The 17,849-nt window shown below is 71.0% G+C and carries 11 protein-coding genes; 9 read left to right on the forward strand and 2 right to left on the reverse strand.

Annotated features, from left to right (window positions below; genetic code table 11):
- Window positions 1-131: 131 nt before the first annotated feature.
- A complete protein-coding gene (locus ACZ4W5_RS36195) occupies window positions 132-1,535 on the reverse strand; it encodes an APC family permease (protein ID WP_465659373.1) in 1,404 nt (467 codons plus the stop codon).
- Between the two features lie 512 nt (window positions 1,536-2,047).
- Window positions 2,048-5,992: a type VII secretion protein EccCa gene (gene eccCa / locus ACZ4W5_RS36200; protein WP_360244014.1), complete on the reverse strand. Its 3,945-nt coding sequence runs from the start codon at window positions 5,990-5,992 to the stop codon at window positions 2,048-2,050.
- Window positions 5,993-6,326: 334 nt separating this feature from the next.
- Between eccCa and eccD the strand changes: the two genes are divergently transcribed.
- The 9 genes from eccD to ACZ4W5_RS36245 all read left to right on the forward strand — a co-directional run bounded on the left by eccD (window position 6,327) and on the right by ACZ4W5_RS36245 (window position 17,371).
- Complete coding sequence (gene eccD / locus ACZ4W5_RS36205; RefSeq protein WP_360244011.1) at window positions 6,327-7,787, forward strand: type VII secretion integral membrane protein EccD; 1,461 nt, start codon at window positions 6,327-6,329, stop codon at window positions 7,785-7,787.
- A gap of 200 nt (window positions 7,788-7,987) precedes the next feature.
- Window positions 7,988-8,278 carry a 30S ribosomal protein S15 gene (gene rpsO, locus ACZ4W5_RS36210; protein WP_188302791.1) on the forward strand — a complete coding sequence of 97 codons (291 nt, stop codon included), beginning with the start codon at window positions 7,988-7,990 and terminating at the stop codon, window positions 8,276-8,278.
- Between the two features lie 454 nt (window positions 8,279-8,732).
- A complete protein-coding gene (locus tag ACZ4W5_RS36215) occupies window positions 8,733-10,940 on the forward strand; it encodes a polyribonucleotide nucleotidyltransferase (protein ID WP_360244008.1) in 2,208 nt (735 codons plus the stop codon).
- Between the two features lie 118 nt (window positions 10,941-11,058).
- On the forward strand, window positions 11,059-12,411 hold the full coding sequence (locus ACZ4W5_RS36220; RefSeq protein WP_360244005.1) for a M16 family metallopeptidase: 1,353 nt from the start codon (window positions 11,059-11,061) through the stop codon (window positions 12,409-12,411).
- A gap of 29 nt (window positions 12,412-12,440) precedes the next feature.
- Complete coding sequence (dapB, locus tag ACZ4W5_RS36225; RefSeq protein ID WP_360244002.1) at window positions 12,441-13,187, forward strand: 4-hydroxy-tetrahydrodipicolinate reductase; 747 nt, start codon at window positions 12,441-12,443, stop codon at window positions 13,185-13,187.
- Between the two features lie 25 nt (window positions 13,188-13,212).
- A complete protein-coding gene (locus tag ACZ4W5_RS36230) occupies window positions 13,213-13,671 on the forward strand; it encodes a tetratricopeptide repeat protein (protein ID WP_360243999.1) in 459 nt (152 codons plus the stop codon).
- Window positions 13,668-14,399, forward strand: a complete 732-nt coding sequence (thyX, locus tag ACZ4W5_RS36235; protein ID WP_465659376.1) for an FAD-dependent thymidylate synthase — start codon at window positions 13,668-13,670, stop codon at window positions 14,397-14,399. The genes ACZ4W5_RS36230 and thyX overlap by 4 nt, the downstream gene beginning before the upstream one ends.
- Window positions 14,400-14,614: 215 nt before the next feature.
- Entirely contained in the window at window positions 14,615-15,514 is a 900-nt protein-coding gene (gene dapA / locus ACZ4W5_RS36240) for a 4-hydroxy-tetrahydrodipicolinate synthase (RefSeq protein ID WP_465659378.1), read from the forward strand.
- Between the two features lie 171 nt (window positions 15,515-15,685).
- Window positions 15,686-17,371, forward strand: coding sequence for a ribonuclease J (locus tag ACZ4W5_RS36245; RefSeq protein WP_360243990.1), 1,686 nt, complete (start codon window positions 15,686-15,688; stop codon window positions 17,369-17,371).
- The last annotated feature ends 478 nt before the right edge of the window (window positions 17,372-17,849 follow it).

The raw sequence follows: 17,849 nt of genomic DNA on the forward strand, positions 1-17,849 counted from the left end.
TTCCCCCACCCAGAACAGACGAAAAAACCGAAGCGCCACCCCACCCCCCCCCCCCCCCTCCCCCCCCCCCCCCCCCCCCCCCCCCCCCCCCCACCGCCGTGTGGGGGAGGGGTGGGGGTTCGGGGGGCGGGTCAGCCCTGCTGGTCCTCGGGGAGGCTGATCACCCAGCGGGTGTCCTGCCGGGGGCGCAGGTAGAACAGCCAGTAGAGGGTGGCGACGGCGGTGATGCCGCCGGTCCACAGCAGCGGTTCGGCGTCCAGCTGGGTCATCACGTACACCAGGACGACGATCAGCAGCACCGGGACGGCGGGCCACAGCGGCATCCGCCAGGCGGCGGCGTGCTTGTGGTGGCCGCGGCGGGAGAGCAGCGAGGCGATGGCGACCAGCAGGTACATCGCGGTGACGGCGACGCCGGTGATGTTGCTGAGGAGCTCGCCCTTGACGAAGCAGAGCGCGGCGCCGGGCAGGCCGACCGCGAGGGTGGCGATCCAGGGGGAGCCGAAGCGGCCGAGGGTGCCGAAGGCCTTGTTGACGGGCTCGGGCCAGGCCTTGTCGCGGGCGGAGGCGAACAGCACCCGGGAGTTCTGGATGACCATGACGATGCCGGCGTTGATGATCGCCAGCGCGATGCAGAGGCTGATGAAGGTGCCGACGGCGGAGTTGCTCCAGGCGGTGACCATGCCGGAGATGTCGCCGGAGGTCAGGGTCTGCAGGTCGGGGGCGCCCAGGGTGATGGCGGCGACCGGGATCAGGATGATGGCGCTGGAGAGGCCGAGGGTCCACAGCACGGTGCGGGAGACGGTGCGGCGGGGGTTCTCCAGCTCCTCGGAGAGGTAGACGGCGGTGGAGAAGCCCTGGGTGGCGAACAGTGCGATGCCGAGGGCGCCGATGATGGCGCCGATGCCGACGGGGCTGGCGGCGCCGCCGTCGGTGGAGACCAGGCCGTGCAGCAGGCTGGGGTGGGACGCGTTGGTGTGGGCGAAGCCGAGCACCGAGACCACGCCGGCCGCGATGACCTCCAGGACCAGGAAGATGCCGGTGATCCAGGCGTTGGCGCGCAGGTCGAGCAGACCGGCCAGGGTGGCGGCCAGCATCACGGCGGCGCCGGCGATCGGCTTGTCGACGTGCAGGACGGGCGCCAGGTAGTCGGCGGTGCCGAGGGCGATGACCGAGGGGACGATCATCACCACGATGAGCGACTGGATGAAGACCAGCCAGCCCGCGAGCCGCCCGGCCAGGGTGCCGACCATCGCGTACTCGCCGCCGGCGCTGGGGATCAGGGTGCCGAGCTCGGAGTAGCAGAACGCGACCGCGATGCAGAGCACGGAGCCGATGGCGATGGCCAGGGCGGTGGCGCTGCCGATGCTGGAGAACAGTTCCGGCACGATCACGAAGAGCGTCGACGCGGGGGTGACGCAGGACAGCGTGAGCAGGGTGCCGCCCACGACGCCGATCGAGCGCTTGAGCTGCTGGGGTGCGGCCGCGCCGTCCGCCGTGGCGGCTACGTTCTGTGGCGGGCGAAGCGTGTCGGTCATGTGGATTCCGATCGGCTCTGTTCGGTCCTGGGACGGGAGCGGTATCGCCTCCGCTGGCTCGTTGCTCGGGTCTGGTCCGGTCGCTCCCGGGCCGCCATGGAACCTTGGGCGTATTGATTGCGTCAACGCCGGAACTGCTTCGGAATCCGTTGCGGCGAAAGGCATAAGCATGCGATCCGATGATCACTTAGGGTCATGGCGTCGTTTGTCCGACTTGTTACTTTGGCAACATCGGGCATGAATCAAAGGTGAACGGAGTGTTGCGGGCCACCATTCAAAGGCCGTGGCTCGGTCGTACGGCGACACGCCAGGTGTCACCCGGCCGCTCGGCAACTGCCCAGGTGGGTACGGGAACCGCAGCCCCGGCCTGGAAAGATCTAGGTAACGTTTCAGCACGTGGGACGCCGAAGGGGCCGGACTCCGCAGAGTCCGACCCCTTCGCTCACTGTCCGTAGCGGACGGCCTGGTGCCGCGCCCGGTGAGTGCACCGTCGCCGCACGGTCACTGCACGGTCACTGCACCGGCAGCCAGCCCGTCTGGACCATCTGCCCGTTGGTCGCACGGCGTGACACGTACACCCCGCGCCCCGGCGGCAGCGCCTGCGGCTTGACCGTCCCCAGCAGTGCGCCCTCGTCCCGGTTGCCGGAGAGGATGACGCCCTGCCCGCCCAGCTCGCGCATCCGCTGCATCACCGGCTCGTACAGCGAGCGCCCGGCGCCGCCCGCGCTGCGGGCCACGATCACCCGCAGGCCGATGTCCCGGGCGAACGGCAGGAACTCGGCCAGCGGTGCCAGCGGGTTGCCCGAGCCGGTGGCGACCAGCTCGTAGTCGTCGACGATCACGAACATGTCCTTGCCGGTGTACCAGCTGCGGTTGCGCAGCTGTTCGGCGGTCACGTCCGGGCCGGGCAGACGGCGGGCGCAGGCCCCGCGCAGCATGTCCACGATGGCGGTCATGGCCGGCTGCGCGGCCGCGTACTCCACCAGGTACTCCGGCGGGACGGTGCCCAGCAGGGCGCGCCGGTAGTCGCCGACCACGATGCCCGCCTGGTCCGGGGTGTAGCGCTCGGTGATCTGCTTGATCAGCATCCGCAGCAGCGCGGACTTCCCGGACTCGGTGTCGCCGAACACGATGAACAGCGGGTCGGTCTCGAAGTTGACGAACACCGGCGCCAGCTCGGCCTCGTCCACGCCGAAGCACAGGCCGCGCTCCGGGTGCTCGAAGCCCTTCGGCAGCGAGGTCCCGTCCAGGACGGCCGGCAGCATCCGCACCTGCGGGGCGCGCGGGCCGGCCCAGGCCCCGTCGACCGCGGCGACCAGTCCGGCCACGCCGTCCTGGAGGTCGTCCACCGAGGAGGAGCCGTCCAGTCGCGGCAGGCCGCTCAGGAAGTGCAGCCGCTCCGCGGTGATCCCGCGCCCGGCCAGCGGCGGCACGTTCTGCGCCACCCGGCGGTCGACCTCGGACTCCATCGCGTCGCCGAGCTTGAGCTCGATGCGGTTCTGCAGCAGGTCCTTGAGCGCGGGGCGGACCTCCGCGTACCGGGCGGCGGTGATCACCAGGTGGACGCCGTAGCCGAGGCCGCGCTGGGCGATGTCGCCGATCACCGGCTCCAGCCCCTCGAACTCCTGCTTGAAGGTGTTCCAGCCGTCGATCATCAGGAAGACGTCGCCGAAGGCCTCGTCGGGCAGCTGCCCGGCGGCCCGGCGGGCCCGGTAGGTCGCGATGGTGTCGATCCCGGTCGCCCGGAACAGCTCCTCGCGCCGGTTGAGCACCGCGTGCACCTCGGAGACCATCCGGCGGACCTTGTCCACGTCCAGCCGGCCCGCCACCCCGCCGACGTGCGGCAGCCCGAGCAGCGACTGGAAGCTGCCCGCACCGAAGTCCAGCAGGTAGAACTGCACCTCGCGCGGGGTGTGGGTGAGGCCGAAGGCCGCCGTCATGCCGCGCATCACGGTCGACTTGCCCGAGCGCGGGCCGCCGACGACCAGGCCGTGGCCGGCCGCCCCGGAGAAGTCGACCTCCAGGATGTCGGTCTTCTGCTCGCGCGGCTTGTCCACGATGCCGATCGGTGCGCGCAGCCGCCCGCCCGGGTAGCCGGGCGCGGTCAGTCCGCGGTCCGGGACGAGCTGCAGCGGCGGCAGCAGGTGGTCCAGGCTCGGCGCCTCCTCCAGCGGCGGCAGCCACACCTGGTGGGCGGCCGGGCCCTGGCCGGACATCCGCTGGACGAAGACGTCCAGCACGGTGTCCACCAGTGCGTCGTCCTGCTCCTGGACCTGCGGCGCCTCCTCCTCCACCGGGGCCGGCGGCAGGTCCACGAAGGCCGAGGTGAACTCCACCGGCCGGGCGTTCACCCGCCGGCCGCCGGTGGACCGCTGCTGCCCCGGCGCCCGGTAGGGCCCCGAGACGTACGCGGCCTTGAACCGGTCCATCACGTCCTCGCCGAACTTCAGGTAGCCGACGCCCGGCACCGGCGGCAGGTGGTACGCGTCCGGCACGCCGATCGCCGCCCGCGACTCGGCCGCCGAGAAGGTGCGCAGGCCGATCCGGTACGAGAGGTAGGTGTCCAGGCCGCGCAGCTTGCCCTCCTCCAGGCGCTGCGAGGCCAGCAGCAGGTGCACGCCCAGGGAGCGGCCGATCCGGCCGATCTGGATGAACATCTCGATGAAGTCGGGCTTGGCGGTGAGGAGTTCGGAGAACTCGTCGATGATCAGCACCAGCGAGGGCAGCGGGTCCAGGGCCGCGCCGGCCGCCCGGGCCCGCTCGTACTCGTGGATGTTGGCGTAGTTGCCGGAGCGGTGCAGCAGTTCCTGGCGGCGGTGCAGCTCGCCCTCGATCGCGTCGCGCATGCGGTCGACCAGGGTGAGCTCGCCCTCCAGGTTGGTGATCACCGCGGAGGTGTGCGGCATGTCCGCCATGCCCAGGAAGGTCGCGCCGCCCTTGAAGTCGGCGAGCACGAAGTTCAGCGTCTCCGAGGAGTGGGTCATCGCCAGCGCCAGCACCAGGGTGCGCAGCAGCTCCGACTTGCCGGAACCGGTCGCGCCCACGCACAGGCCGTGCGGGCCCATGCCCTCCAGCGCGGCCTCCTTGATGTCCAGGTAGACGTGCTCGCCGTTCGCGCCGACGCCGATCGGCACCCGCATCCGCTCGTGCTGGGCGCGCGGGCGCCAGCTGCGGGCCACGTCGAAGGAGCCCGGGTCGCCCGAGTTCATCATGTCGGTGAAGTCCAGGTTGGACAGCAGCGGCTCGTCGTCCCCGCCGGCCGAGGCCCGGTACGGCGCCAACTGCCGCGCCAGCGCCTCGGACTGCCACAGCGAGAGCAGGTCCGGCTTGCCGCTGTACGTCGCCCCGGAGGCCGAACGCAGCACCAGCTCCTGCGGGTTGACCGTCACCATCAGGTGCCCGCTCGGCTCGTCCACCTCGCCCGGGACGACCTCGATGACGGTCACCCCCTGCACGCCCTCGGGGCCGGCCAGCACCGAGTCGTGCGGGACCCCGGCGCCGTCCATGATCACCACCAGGTGCGGCTGGTCCGCGGCGGGCGCCGCGTCCCGGACGAAGCGCTGGCGGCCGGCCAGCTCGTCCTGCAGCAGGTACTCCAGTTCGCCCAGGTCGGTGGCGCTCAGCCGGCGCGAGCCCGCGCCGTCGCTCTCCTTGCGGTGCTGGTTGTGCGGGAGCCACTTGGTCCAGTCCCACTCCTCGGCCGCGCCGGGTGCCGCGGCGACCGCGACCAGCAGGTCGTCCGGGGAGTGCAGGGTGGTCAGCTGGGCGATCATCGCGCGCACGTTCCCGTACACCGAGTCCGGGTCCCCGCACACCGTGATGTGGTAGAAGGCCCGCAGCGAGACCGCCAGCGGCAGGTCCTGGAGGGTGCCGTGCGCCTTGAGGAACGAGTGCATCGCGGCCGCCGACAGCGGCTCCAGCTCGTCCATCGGCGCGGTCTGCGGCGCCACCAGCGGGGTGGACAGCTGCACCGGCCCGAGGCCGACCCGGATCTGCGCGAAGTCGCCGTCGGCCGTCCGCCGCTCCCACAGCCGGCGGCCGTCCTCGACGATCGACCAGAGCTGGTCCGGCGCCGGGTTCAGGAACAGCAGCGCGCCGCGCTGGCTCTCCGCCGTGCGGCGCACCTGGCGGCGGGTCTGCTGGAGGTACTTGAGGTAGTCGCGCCGCTCGTCCGCCATCGCGGTCGAGCCGCCCCGGCGGGCCCGCACGATCTGGGCCAGCACCATGCCGACCGTCGAGACGATCATCAGACCGCCCATGATCTTCATCGGCGCGGCCGCACCCGGCGAGAAGAAGAACACCGCCGAACCGCCCATGCCGAGCATCGGCAGGACGCTCATCAGCCAGTCCTCGCCGCCCTGCCGGGGCAGCTCCGGCGGACTGACCAGCTCCACCGGCTCGTCCGGCACCGTCGGCGGGTAGGCCCTGGCCGGTCGCTTGACCATGATCACACCCATGCGTCACCCACCCCGCGGCGTCGATCGATCACTTCGGCATCAGCCCTCACGCGACTGCGCTCGGCCCGGTACGGGATTCCCGTGGCTGAGGACGCCCCACACAGCGCAGCCCCCGTACCACCTGGCGCAGGCGCCGATCCTACATAGGGGCGCGCCCGCACCGACGGGGGCCGCACCCCGCAGCGGCACCGGGCACGAACCGAGCGGGTAGGGTAACGCCGCGCCAACTCGCGGCCCGGCCGGGCCGGTTCCACAGCCACCCCGCGCGCCACCGTGCCGCGGCACCGTCCACACAGGGGGAGCGTCAAGTGCGTCGAATGATCGAGGTGGGGTCATGACCACGTCGGCCGCCACTGGCTACTGCCGGGTGACCGTCGTCGCCCCGGACCGCCGGATCGACGTCGCCCTGCCCGAGGACGTCGCCCTCGCCGACGTCTACCCCGAGGTGCTGCGGCTGGCCAACCAGAGCCAGCCCGACGGCACCCCCACCGGCTTCCACCTGGTCCGCCGCGACGGCACCGTCCTCGACAGCAGCCTGTCCCTGGCCGCCCAGCAGGTCCGCGACGGCGACCTGCTGGCGCTGCGCCCCTTCGCCGAGTCGCTGCCGCCCGCCGTCTACGACGACGTCGCCGACGCCATCGCCAGCGCCGTCGAGGCCGACCGCCGGTTCTGGACCGTCGACCTCATGCGCGGCTTCGGCCTGATCGGCGCCGGGGTGCTGCTCACCCTGCTCGGCTTCGCGCTCTGGTTCTCCGACCTGCGCCACGACATGCACAGCCTGCCCGGCGTGCTGGCCGGCGTCGCCGCCGTGGTGCTCACCGCGCTCGCCGGGGTGCGCGCCCGGGTCTACCAGGACGCCCACGCCGCCGTCGCGCTCGGCCTCGGCGCCCTGCCGCACGCCATGATCGCCGGCAGCGGCATCATCGCCGTCGCCCACCCGTGGGACGGCCCCGGCCGGCTCCAGTTCCTCACCGGCTGCGTCACCGTCCTGGTGATCGCCGTGCTGCTCGCCGGACTCCTCCCGGACAAGGACGCGGTGTTCGTCGCCGCCGCCTTCGTGGCCACCGCCGGCGCGCTCGCCACCTTCGCCGCCGTCCTGATGCCCGACACCCCGGCCGGGAACATCGCCGCCGTCACCGGTGTCGCCGCCGTCGCCGCGATCGGCTTCCTGCCCAGCCTCTCCGCCCGCTTCGCCCGGCTGCCGGTCGGATTCAGCGCCCCCGGCCAGACCCGCACCCGCAGCCGCGACTACGACGAGGAGGCCGAGCGCGCCGAGGCCGTCCAGTACGAGCGGATCGCCCACCAGGCCCGCCGCGGCCACGAGGTGCTGGTCGGCCTGGTCGGCGGCTGCGCCGCGGTCGTGGTCGGCGCCTGCGCCGTCCTCTCCTTCACCGACCGGACCTTCCCCGAACTGCTCGCCCTCGCCCTCGGCATCGCCGCCATGCTGCGCGCCCGGCTGTTCCGCTACACCGCGCAGGTCCTCAGCCTCACCGTGGCCGGCCTGCTCGGCCTGTGCCTGCTGATCGTCGGGCTGTCCCTGCACACCCCGCAGTTCGTCCTGCGCGCGGCCGGCTCCAGCACCGAGCTCGACCTGCGCACCATCTGGCTGGCCGCCTCGGTCGCCTTCGGGGCCGCGCTGCTCACCGCGATCGCCCTGGTGGTGCCCCGGCTCGGCGTCTCCCCGTTCTGGGGACGCATCCTGGACCTGGTGGACAGCCTCACCCTGATCTCGCTGGTCCCGCTGGCGCTCGCCGTGCTGAACGTCTACCGGCTGGTCCGCGGCGCCACCGGCTGACCGCGCCCGGCCCCTGCCGCCGGGCGCCTTCCACCCGCCGACCGGCCGGGTGGTCGGCACTGGTACCCTTGGCCTTCGAGCGCAGCCGTGTGTCCACCCCTTCGTGGGCCGTCGACCACGGACGACGCTCGAGACACCGAGTTCTCGCAGAGTCCTGTGCTGTCGACCAGGACCGCTCGGTAGACCTTGAAGGAGTTGCAGTGGCTCTCGCCTCTGACGTCAAGAAGCAGATCTTCGCCGAGTTCGGCCAGAAGGAGGGCGACACCGGTTCCCCCGAGGTCCAGGTGGCCATGCTCTCCCGCCGTATCTCGGACCTGACCGAGCACCTCAAGTTCCACAAGCACGACCACCACTCGCGTCGTGGCCTGCTGATCCTGGTCGGCCAGCGCCGCCGCCTCCTGCAGTACCTGGCCAAGAAGGACATCGAGCGTTTCCGTACGCTCGTCGACCGCCTGGGCATCCGTCGCGGTGCCGCCGGCGGCGCCCGCTAAGACCGCCGCAGGGGGCGGCTCCCCACACCGGGGAGCCGCCCCTCGCGCGTATGCCGCGGCGGTTCGAACGCGGCACCCTGACATAACAACTCGCGCGCACCTCCCCAGGTGGCCGAGGATTGCACCGTAGGGTTGTGGGCATGCCGGGTGATGGCGCAGGAGCGCCACCCGGGCAGCAAGCCCGAACCCCCCGCGGGACGAAGGCTTCAAACGGAAGCCGCCCGCATCCGAGAGAGCGTCCAGACGCGGACCGCCCGTCCCGGCCCGGCAGCCGTGAGGCGCCGGTCCTCGGTAGTGGCCCCCGGAACCCCCGCCCGACGAGCGGGGCACCCCGGAGGCTTCGATCGAAGACCGGCCCGACTGCCGCCCTCCTGGCAGGAGGGCCCCAGGGCCAGCCCGAGGCAGTGCGCGGGGACGCTCTCCCGGAGAACGTACGAAAGAGGAGATCTTCCAGGTGGAAGAGAACGTGTTCTACGCCGAAGCCGTGATCGACAACGGTTCCTTCGGCACCCGTACCATCCGCTTCGAGACCGGCCGTCTGGCCCGTCAGGCCGCCGGCTCCGCCGTGGCCTACCTGGACGACGACACCATGGTGCTGTCGGCCACCAGCGCGTCCAAGCAGCCGAAGGAGCACTTCGACTTCTTCCCGCTGACCGTGGACGTCGAGGAGCGGATGTACGCCGCCGGCCGCATCCCCGGCTCGTTCTTCCGTCGCGAGGGTCGGCCGTCCGAGGACGCGATCCTGACCTGCCGCCTGATCGACCGCCCGCTGCGCCCGTCCTTCGTCAAGGGCCTGCGCAACGAGGTCCAGGTCGTCTGCACGATCATGGCGCTCAACCCCGACCACCTGTACGACGTGGTCGCGATCAACGCCGCCTCCGCCTCCACCCAGCTGGCGGGCCTGCCGTTCTCCGGCCCGATCGGTGGCGTCCGCGTCGCGCTGATCAAGGGCCAGTGGGTGGCCTTCCCGACCCACAGCGAGCTGGAGTCGGCCGTCTTCGACATGGTCGTCGCCGGTCGCGTCCTGCCGGACGGCGACGTCGCGATCATGATGGTCGAGGCCGAGGCCACCGACAAGACCATCAAGCTGGTCGAGGGCGGCGCCGAGGCGCCGACCGAGGAGGTCGTGGCCGCCGGCCTCGACGCCGCCAAGCCGTTCATCAAGGTGCTGTGCGCCGCGCAGGCGCAGCTGGCCGCCCAGGCCGCCAAGCCGACCGCCGAGTTCCCGGTCTTCCTGGACTACCAGGACGACGTCCTGGCCGCGCTGACCGCCGCCGTCAAGGACGAGCTGGCCAAGGCCCTCACCATCCCGGGCAAGCAGGAGCGCAACGCCGAGCTGGACCGCGTCAAGGCGGTCGCCGCCGAGAAGCTGCTCCCCGAGTTCGAGGGCCGCGAGAAGGAGATCAGCGCCGCCTACAACGCGCTGACCAAGAAGATCGTCCGCGAGCGCGTCATCAAGGACAAGGTCCGCATCGACGGCCGCGGTGTCACCGACATCCGCACCCTGGCCGCCGAGGTCGAGGCCATCCCGCGCGTCCACGGCTCGGCCCTGTTCGAGCGCGGCGAGACCCAGATCCTGGGCGTCACCACGCTGAACATGCTCCGGATGGAGCAGCAGCTCGACACGCTCTCCCCGGAGACGCGTCGCCGCTACATGCACAACTACAACTTCCCGCCGTACTCGGTCGGCGAGACCGGCCGCGTGGGCTCGCCCAAGCGCCGCGAGATCGGCCACGGCGCCCTCGCCGAGCGCGCCATCCTCCCGGTCCTGCCGACCCGCGAGGAGTTCCCGTACGCCATCCGCCAGGTCTCCGAGGCGCTCGGCTCCAACGGCTCCACCTCGATGGGCTCGGTCTGCGCCTCGACCATGTCGCTGCTGAACGCCGGTGTGCCGCTCAAGGCCGCCGTCGCCGGCATCGCCATGGGCCTGATCTCCCAGGAGATCGACGGCGAGACCCACTACGTCGCGCTGACCGACATCCTCGGTGCCGAGGACGCGTACGGCGACATGGACTTCAAGGTCGCCGGTACCCGCAACTTCATCACCGCGCTGCAGCTCGACACCAAGCTGAACGGCATCCCGGCCTCCGTGCTGGCCGCCGCGCTCAAGCAGGCCCGCGACGCCCGCCTGCACATCCTCGACGTGATGAACGAGGCCATCGACTCGCCCGACGAGATGTCCCCGAACGCGCCGCGCATCATCACCATCAAGATCCCGGTGGACAAGATCGGTGAGGTCATCGGCCCCAAGGGCAAGATGATCAACCAGATCCAGGAGGACACCGGCGCCGAGATCACGATCGAGGACGACGGCACCATCTACATCGGTGCCGCCGACGGCCCGGCCGCCGAGGCCGCCCGCACCACGATCAACCAGATCGCCAACCCGACCATGCCGGAGGTCGGCGAGCGCTACCTGGGCACCGTGGTCAAGACCACGACGTTCGGCGCGTTCGTGTCGCTCATGCCGGGCAAGGACGGCCTGCTGCACATCTCGCAGATCCGCAAGCTGGCCGGCGGCAAGCGCGTCGAGAACGTCGAGGACGTCCTCGGCGTCGGCGCCAAGGTGCAGGTCGAGATCGCCGAGATCGACCCGCGCGGCAAGCTCTCCCTGATCCCGGTCATCGAGGGCGAGGAAGGCGGCGAGGCCGCTTCCGAGTGAAGCGCCGCTAGCTGACCCTTGCGGCCCGTACGCCTCCCGGCGTGCGGGCCGCACCCTGTTGTCCACGCGTTCGTCCGTACGTGCCATTCCACGTGCGTTTCCTCTGGAGGTACCCCCCGTGGCCCAGGCCCCGGCGGTAAAGCAGCGTCCCGGCTCCACCCGGACCCTGCTCAAGGGCGTCGACGGCGCCGGCACGGTGCGCCGCACCGTCCTCCCCGGCGGCCTGCGGGTCGTCACCGAGACCCTGCCGACGGTGCGCTCCGCGACCTTCGGCATCTGGGTCGGCGTCGGCTCGCGGGACGAGACCCCGCAGCTCAACGGCGCCACCCACTACCTGGAGCACCTGCTCTTCAAGGGCACCGAGCGGCGCAGCGCGCTGGACATCTCGGCGGCCCTGGACGCGGTCGGCGGCGAGATGAACGCCTTCACCGCGAAGGAGAACACCTGCTACTACGCCCGGGTCCTGGACACCGACCTGCCGCTGGCCATCGACGTGGTCTGCGACATGCTCACCGGCTCGCTGATCCGCGCCGAGGACGTCGACGCCGAACGCGGCGTCATCCTCGAGGAGATGGCGATGGCCGAGGACGACCCGGGTGACGTCGTCCACGACCTGTTCGCCAAGGTGATCTTCGGCAACGGCCCGCTCGGCCGCCCGATCCTCGGCACCCAGGAGACCATCAAGGCCCTCACCCGGGACCAGGTCGCCGGCTTCTACCACCGCCGCTACCGCCCGGAGAACCTGGTCGTCGCCGCGGCCGGCAACCTCGACCACCGCAAGGTCGTCAAGCAGGTGCAGGAGGCCTTCGCCCCGGTACTGGCCCGCTCCACCGCGGCGCCCGCCGAGGCCCGCCGCGGCGTCAAGGCGCTGCGCACGGCCGGCAAGGTCGAGGTGCTCAACCGCTCCACCGAGCAGGCCCACCTGGTGCTGGGCGTGCCCGGCGTGCCCCGGCACGACGAGCGCCGCTGGGCGATGGGCGTGCTCAACGCGGCCCTGGGCGGCGGGATGAGCTCCCGGCTGTTCCAGGAGGTCCGGGAGAAGCGCGGCCTGGCCTACTCCGTCTACTCGTACTCCTCCTCCTACGCGGACAGCGGCCTGTTCGGCATCTACGCCGGCTGCCAGCCCAAGCGGGTCGAGGAGGTGCTGCGGATCTGCCGCGAGGAGCTCGCCAAGGTGGTCGCCGACGGCATCACCGAGGAGGAGCTGCAGCGCGCGATCGGCCAGATCTCCGGCTCCACCGTGCTCGGCATGGAGGACACCGGCTCGCTGATGAACCGCATCGGCAAGGCCGAACTCAGCTACGGGCACCACCTGTCGGTGGACGACATGCTGGAGCGGATCGCCGCGGTGACCCTGGAGGACGTCCACGCCGTCGCCCGTGATGTGCTGGGCGCGTACCGGCCGTCGCTGGCGCTGATCGGCCCGGTCAACGACAAGCGGGCCGCCAAGCTCGCCGATCTGCTGGTCTGAGGATTGTCTTCCCGGAGAGGAACGTCGCTATGACGCTGCGTGTCGCCGTGATCGGCGCCAACGGACGGATCGGCTCGGAGGCGGTCAAGGCCGTCGAGGCCGCGCCGGACCTCGAGCTGGTGGCCACCCTCGGCCGCGGCTCGAAGCTGGCGGAGCTGACCGCGGCCGGGGCCCAGGTCGCCGTCGAACTCACCCACCCGGACTCGGTGATGGGCAACCTCGACTACTGCCTCCACCACGGCATCCACGTGGTGACCGGCACGACCGGCTGGACGGACGAGCGGCTGGCCACCGTCGAGGGCTGGCTCTCCGAGGCCCCTGGCCTCGGGCTGCTGATCGCGCCCAACTTCTCCATCGGCGCCATCCTCGGCATGAAGTTCTCGCAGATCGCCGCGAGGTACTTCGAGTCCGTCGAGGTGGTCGAGATGCACCACGACAACAAGGCCGACGCCCCCAGCGGCACCGCCACCCGCACCGCCCAGCTGATCGCCGCGGCCCGCGCCGAGGCCGGCCGGCCGAAGCAGCAGGACCCCACCACCCACAGCCTGCCCGGCGCGCGCGGCGCCGACGTGGACGGGGTCCCGGTGCACGCCGTACGGCTGCGAGGCCTGCTCGCCCACCAGCAGGTGATGTTCGGCGACACCGGCGAGACGCTCACCATCCGGCACGACTCGCTGCACCACAGCAGCTTCATGCCGGGCATCCTGCTGGGCGTGCGCAAGGTCGTCGAGACCCCGGGGCTGACCTTCGGCCTCGAACACTTCCTGGAGCTGTGACCGTGTCGACCTCCAGGAGCGCGGAATGACCTCCCGTACCGGTTTCTTCGTCCTGTCCGGCGTGCTGCTGCTGGTCGCCCTCCTCTGCGTGGGGGAGGGCGTCCAGCTGGTCGCCACCGGAAAGCCGCTCGGCATCGGCATCGGCCTCTGCGCCTTCGTGATCCCGGTGATCGGCATCTGGTTCCTGCGCCAGACCGTCCGCTTCGGCCGGGCCAGCGAGCAGCTCGCCCGCGAGCTGGAGGCCGAGGGCGGCCTGCCGGTGGACGAGCTGGAGCGCACCAGCGGCGGGCGGATCGACCGGGCCTCGGCCGACGCGGTGTTCACCCGCCGCCGGACCGAGGCGGAGGCCGCACCGGGCGACTGGCGCGTCTGGTTCCGCCTCGCCGTGGCGTACGCAGACGCCGGCGACACCCCGCGCGCCCGCAAGACCATGCAGCACGCCATCAAGCTGCACAGCACCGAACCCGCAAGGAGTAACGCGTGAGCGACGAACCGACGGCCCCCAGCTTCCGGAGCGACGTGACGGTGGAGCTGGTCCGCAGCGCCGCCGCCGATTCGGACGTCATCTGGTCGGCCCGGGTGTCGACCGCGGGGGAGCAGTCCCTGGAGGCGCTCCAGCAGGACCCGGAGAAGTCCAAGGGCCTGATCAACTTCCTGATGCGCGACCGGCACGGCACGCCGTTCGAGCACAACTCGATGACCTTCTTCATCAGCGCGCCGATCTTCGTGTTCCGCGAGTTCCACCGGCACCGCAGCGGCTGGTCGTACAACGAGGAGTCCGGCCGCTACCGCGAGCTGGAGCCGGTCTTCTACGTCCCGGGCGCCGACCGCAAGCTGGTCCAGCAGGGCCGTCCGGGCAAGTACGAGTTCCACCAGGGCACCCCGGAGCAGCACGAGACCACCACCGCGGCGATGGAGGCCGCGTACCGCGAGTCCTACGCCCGCTACCAGGAGATGCTGGCGGCCGGCGTGGCCCGCGAGGTGGCCCGGGCGGTGCTGCCGGTCGGCCTGTTCTCCTCGATGTACGCGACCTGCAACGCGCGCTCGCTGATGCACTTCCTCTCGCTGCGCACCCGGCGGGAGAACTCGGCGGTGCCGTCCTTCCCGCAGCGCGAGATCGAGATGGTCGCGGAGCAGATGGAGGAGCAGTGGGCGCAGCTCATGCCGCTCACCCATGCGGCCTTCGAGAAGCACGGCCGGGTCGCGCCCTGACCTGGGACGACAGGCATATGGGCAGAGTGTCGGGCATGTCTGGATTGCGGCTTTTCTAGCCGCTCCCTACATTCGTGACCACGGATCCCGGTGCTGCCCGAACCCCCGAGCGGGCAGCACCGGGATCCCATTCCCCCGCCTCCTGGCCTGCGCGCCTGTCCGAACCCTGGACCGGCATGGGTACCGCCCCACCGCCTACGAGTAGCTTTGGACGCATGGCTCCGACCTCCACCCCCCAGACGCCGTTCGGCCGGGTGCTGACCGCGATGGTCACCCCGTTCACCGCCGACGGCGCGCTCGACCTCGACGGCGCCCAGCGCCTCGCCACGCACCTCGTCGACTCCGGGAACGACGGCCTCGTCGTCAACGGCACCACCGGTGAGTCCCCGACCACCAGCGACGCCGAGAAGGCCCAGCTCGTCCGCGCCGTGGCGGAGGCGGTCGGGGACCGTGCCCACGTGGTGGCCGGGGTCGGCACCAACGACACCCACCACAGCGTCGAGCTGGCCCGCCAGGCGGAGGCGGCCGGGGCGCACGGCCTGCTGGTCGTCACGCCGTACTACAACAAGCCCCCGCAGGAGGGCCTGCACCGGCACTTCACGCAGGTCGCCGACGCCACCGGCCTGAGGGTCATGACGTACGACATCCCGGGCCGCAGCGGTGTCGCGCTGAGCCACGAGACCCTGGTCCGGCTCGGCGAGCACCCGCGGATCGTCGCCAACAAGGACGCCAAGGGCGACCTCGGCGCCGCGGCCTGGGCGATCGCCCGCTCCGGCCTCGCCTGGTACTCCGGCGACGACATCCTCAACCTGCCGCTGCTGTCCGTCGGGGCCGTCGGCGTGGTCAGCGTCGTCGGGCACGTGGTCGCCGGTGAGTTGAAGGCGATGATCGAGGCCTACCTGGCCGGCGATGTGGCCAAGGCCACCGCCGTCCACCAGGGCCTGCTGCCGGTGTTCACCGGTATGTTCCGCACCCAGGGCGTGATCCTCACCAAGGCCGCGCTGGACCTCCAGGGCCTGCCCGCCGGGCCGCTGCGCCTGCCCCTGGTCGGCGCGACGCCCGAGGAGATCGACCGATTGAAGCAGGATCTCGCCTCCGGCGGGGTACACCTGTAGCAGACACAGACGTGCGCGCCCCGGCTCGCCGGACCCGACCGGGTCCGCCGCTGGACCGGACCGAAGGCGCGAGAGCACAGACCCAGTAGGAAGAACGACACTGAGTACGCACGCCATATGTCTCCAGGGGGAGGACCCCGGGCATATGGCGTGCGTCGTGAGGAGAGTCTTTTGAGCCACCCGCACCCCGAACTCGGCGCGCCCCCGGCCCTCAAGGAGGGCGCCCTCCGCATCACTCCGCTCGGCGGCCTCGGCGAGATCGGCCGCAACATGACGGTCCTCGAGTACGGCGACCGCATCCTGATCATCGACTGCGGCGTCCTCTTCCCCGAGGACGAGCAGCCCGGCGTGGACCTGATCCTCCCGGACTTCAGCTACATCCGGGACCGCCTCGACAAGGTCGACGGCATCGTCCTCACCCACGGCCACGAGGACCACATCGGCGCCGTCCCGTTCCTCCTGCGGGAGAACCCGGACATCCCGCTGATCGGCTCCAAGCTGACCCTCGCCCTGATCGAGGCCAAGCTCGCCGAGCACCGCATCCGGCCGTACGTGCTGGAGGTCAAGGAGGGCGAGCGCGAGCGCATCGGCCCCTTCGACTGCGAGTTCATCGCGGTCAACCACTCCATCCCGGACGCCCTCGCCGTGGCGGTCCGCACCCCCGCCGGCATGGTCGTGGCCACCGGTGACTTCAAGATGGACCAGCTGCCGCTGGACGGCCGCCTCACCGACCTGCCGACCTTCGCCAAGCTGGCGGAGGAGGGCATGGACCTGCTGCTGGTGGACTCCACCAACGCCGAGGTCCCCGGCTTCATCCCGCACGAGCGCGACATCTCGGCCGCGCTGCGAAACGTTTTCGCGAACGCCGACAAGCGCATCATCGTCGCCTCCTTCGCCAGCCACGTGCACCGCATCCAGCAGGTGCTGGACGCCGCGCACGAGTACAAGCGCAAGGTCGCCTTCGTCGGCCGCTCGATGGTCCGCAACATGGGCATCGCCCGCGACCTCGGGTACCTCAAGGTCCCCGGCAACATGATCGTCGACGTCAAGCAGCTCGACGACCTGCCGGACAAGGAGGTCGTGCTGATCTGCACCGGCTCCCAGGGCGAGCCGATGGCGGCGCTGTCCCGGATGGCCAACCGCGACCACCAGATCCGCATCGTCGAGGGCGACACCGTCGTCCTGGCGTCCTCGCTCATCCCGGGCAACGAGAACGCCGTCTACCGCGTGATCAACGGCCTGACCCGCTGGGGCGCCAAGGTCGTGCACAAGGGCAACGCCAAGGTGCACGTCTCCGGCCACGCCTCGGCCGGCGAGCTGCTGTACTTCTTCAACATCTGCAAGCCGCGCAACCTGATGCCGGTCCACGGCGAGTGGCGCCACCTGCGGGCCGCCGCCGAGCTGGGCATCGCGACCGGCGTGCCGCGCAACCGCGTGGTCATCGCCGAGGACGGCGTCTGCGTCGACCTGGAGAAGGGCGTCGCCCGGATCGTCGGCAAGGTCCGGGCCGGCTACGTCTACGTGGACGGCGCCTCGGTCGGCGACATCACCGAGGCCTCGCTCAAGGACCGCAGGATCCTCGGCGAGGAGGGCTTCATCTCGGTCTTCGTCGCGGTCGACACGACCAACGGCAAGATGGTCGGCGGCCCGACCATCCAGGCCCGTGGCTCCGGCATCGACGACAACGCCTTCGTGCCGGTCATTGCCAAGCTCCAGGAGGCCCTGGACCGTTCGGCGAGCGACGGCGTGCTGGAGCCCCGCCAGGTGCAGCAGCTCGTCCGCCGGACCATCGGCAAGTGGGTCGCGGACAACTACCGCCGCCGGCCGATGATCCTGCCGGTCGTCGTCGAGGTCTGAGCCCCGCTCCAGACCCTCGTCCGGCCCCGCTGAGGCCGGTTTGACGTGGGGCGACCCGGTGCGTAATGTTCTCCGGGTTGCCCCACGGGACGAGCCCCAAGGAAGTCCTCGAATGCGAATGCGAATTCGAGAACTGCCGGGAAAACGGACCGAGAAACTCTGGTAGAGTTCGGGAGCGCCGAAAGGCAAAAGCCTAATCGGATGAATGAAACTCCGGAAAACGGAGCGGAAAACATCTGATAAGCTGGAAACACGAAAGAACGAAGCGCCCGGAGGGCCCGCTGGAAGGCGGTCCGAAGGAAGCGTCCGTTCCTTGAGAACTCAACAGCGTGCCAAAAGTCAACGCCAGATATGTTGACATCCCCGGCCTCGATCGCTCGATCGGGGTTGGAGATTCCTTTTGAAACAAACACTAGCGAGGACGCAGTGCGCGGGATCACCCTATTCCGGTGGTTGCCGTGCCGCTCAACGCGGGTGT

It is taken from the genome of Kitasatospora sp. NPDC029367, from assembly GCF_055569135.1.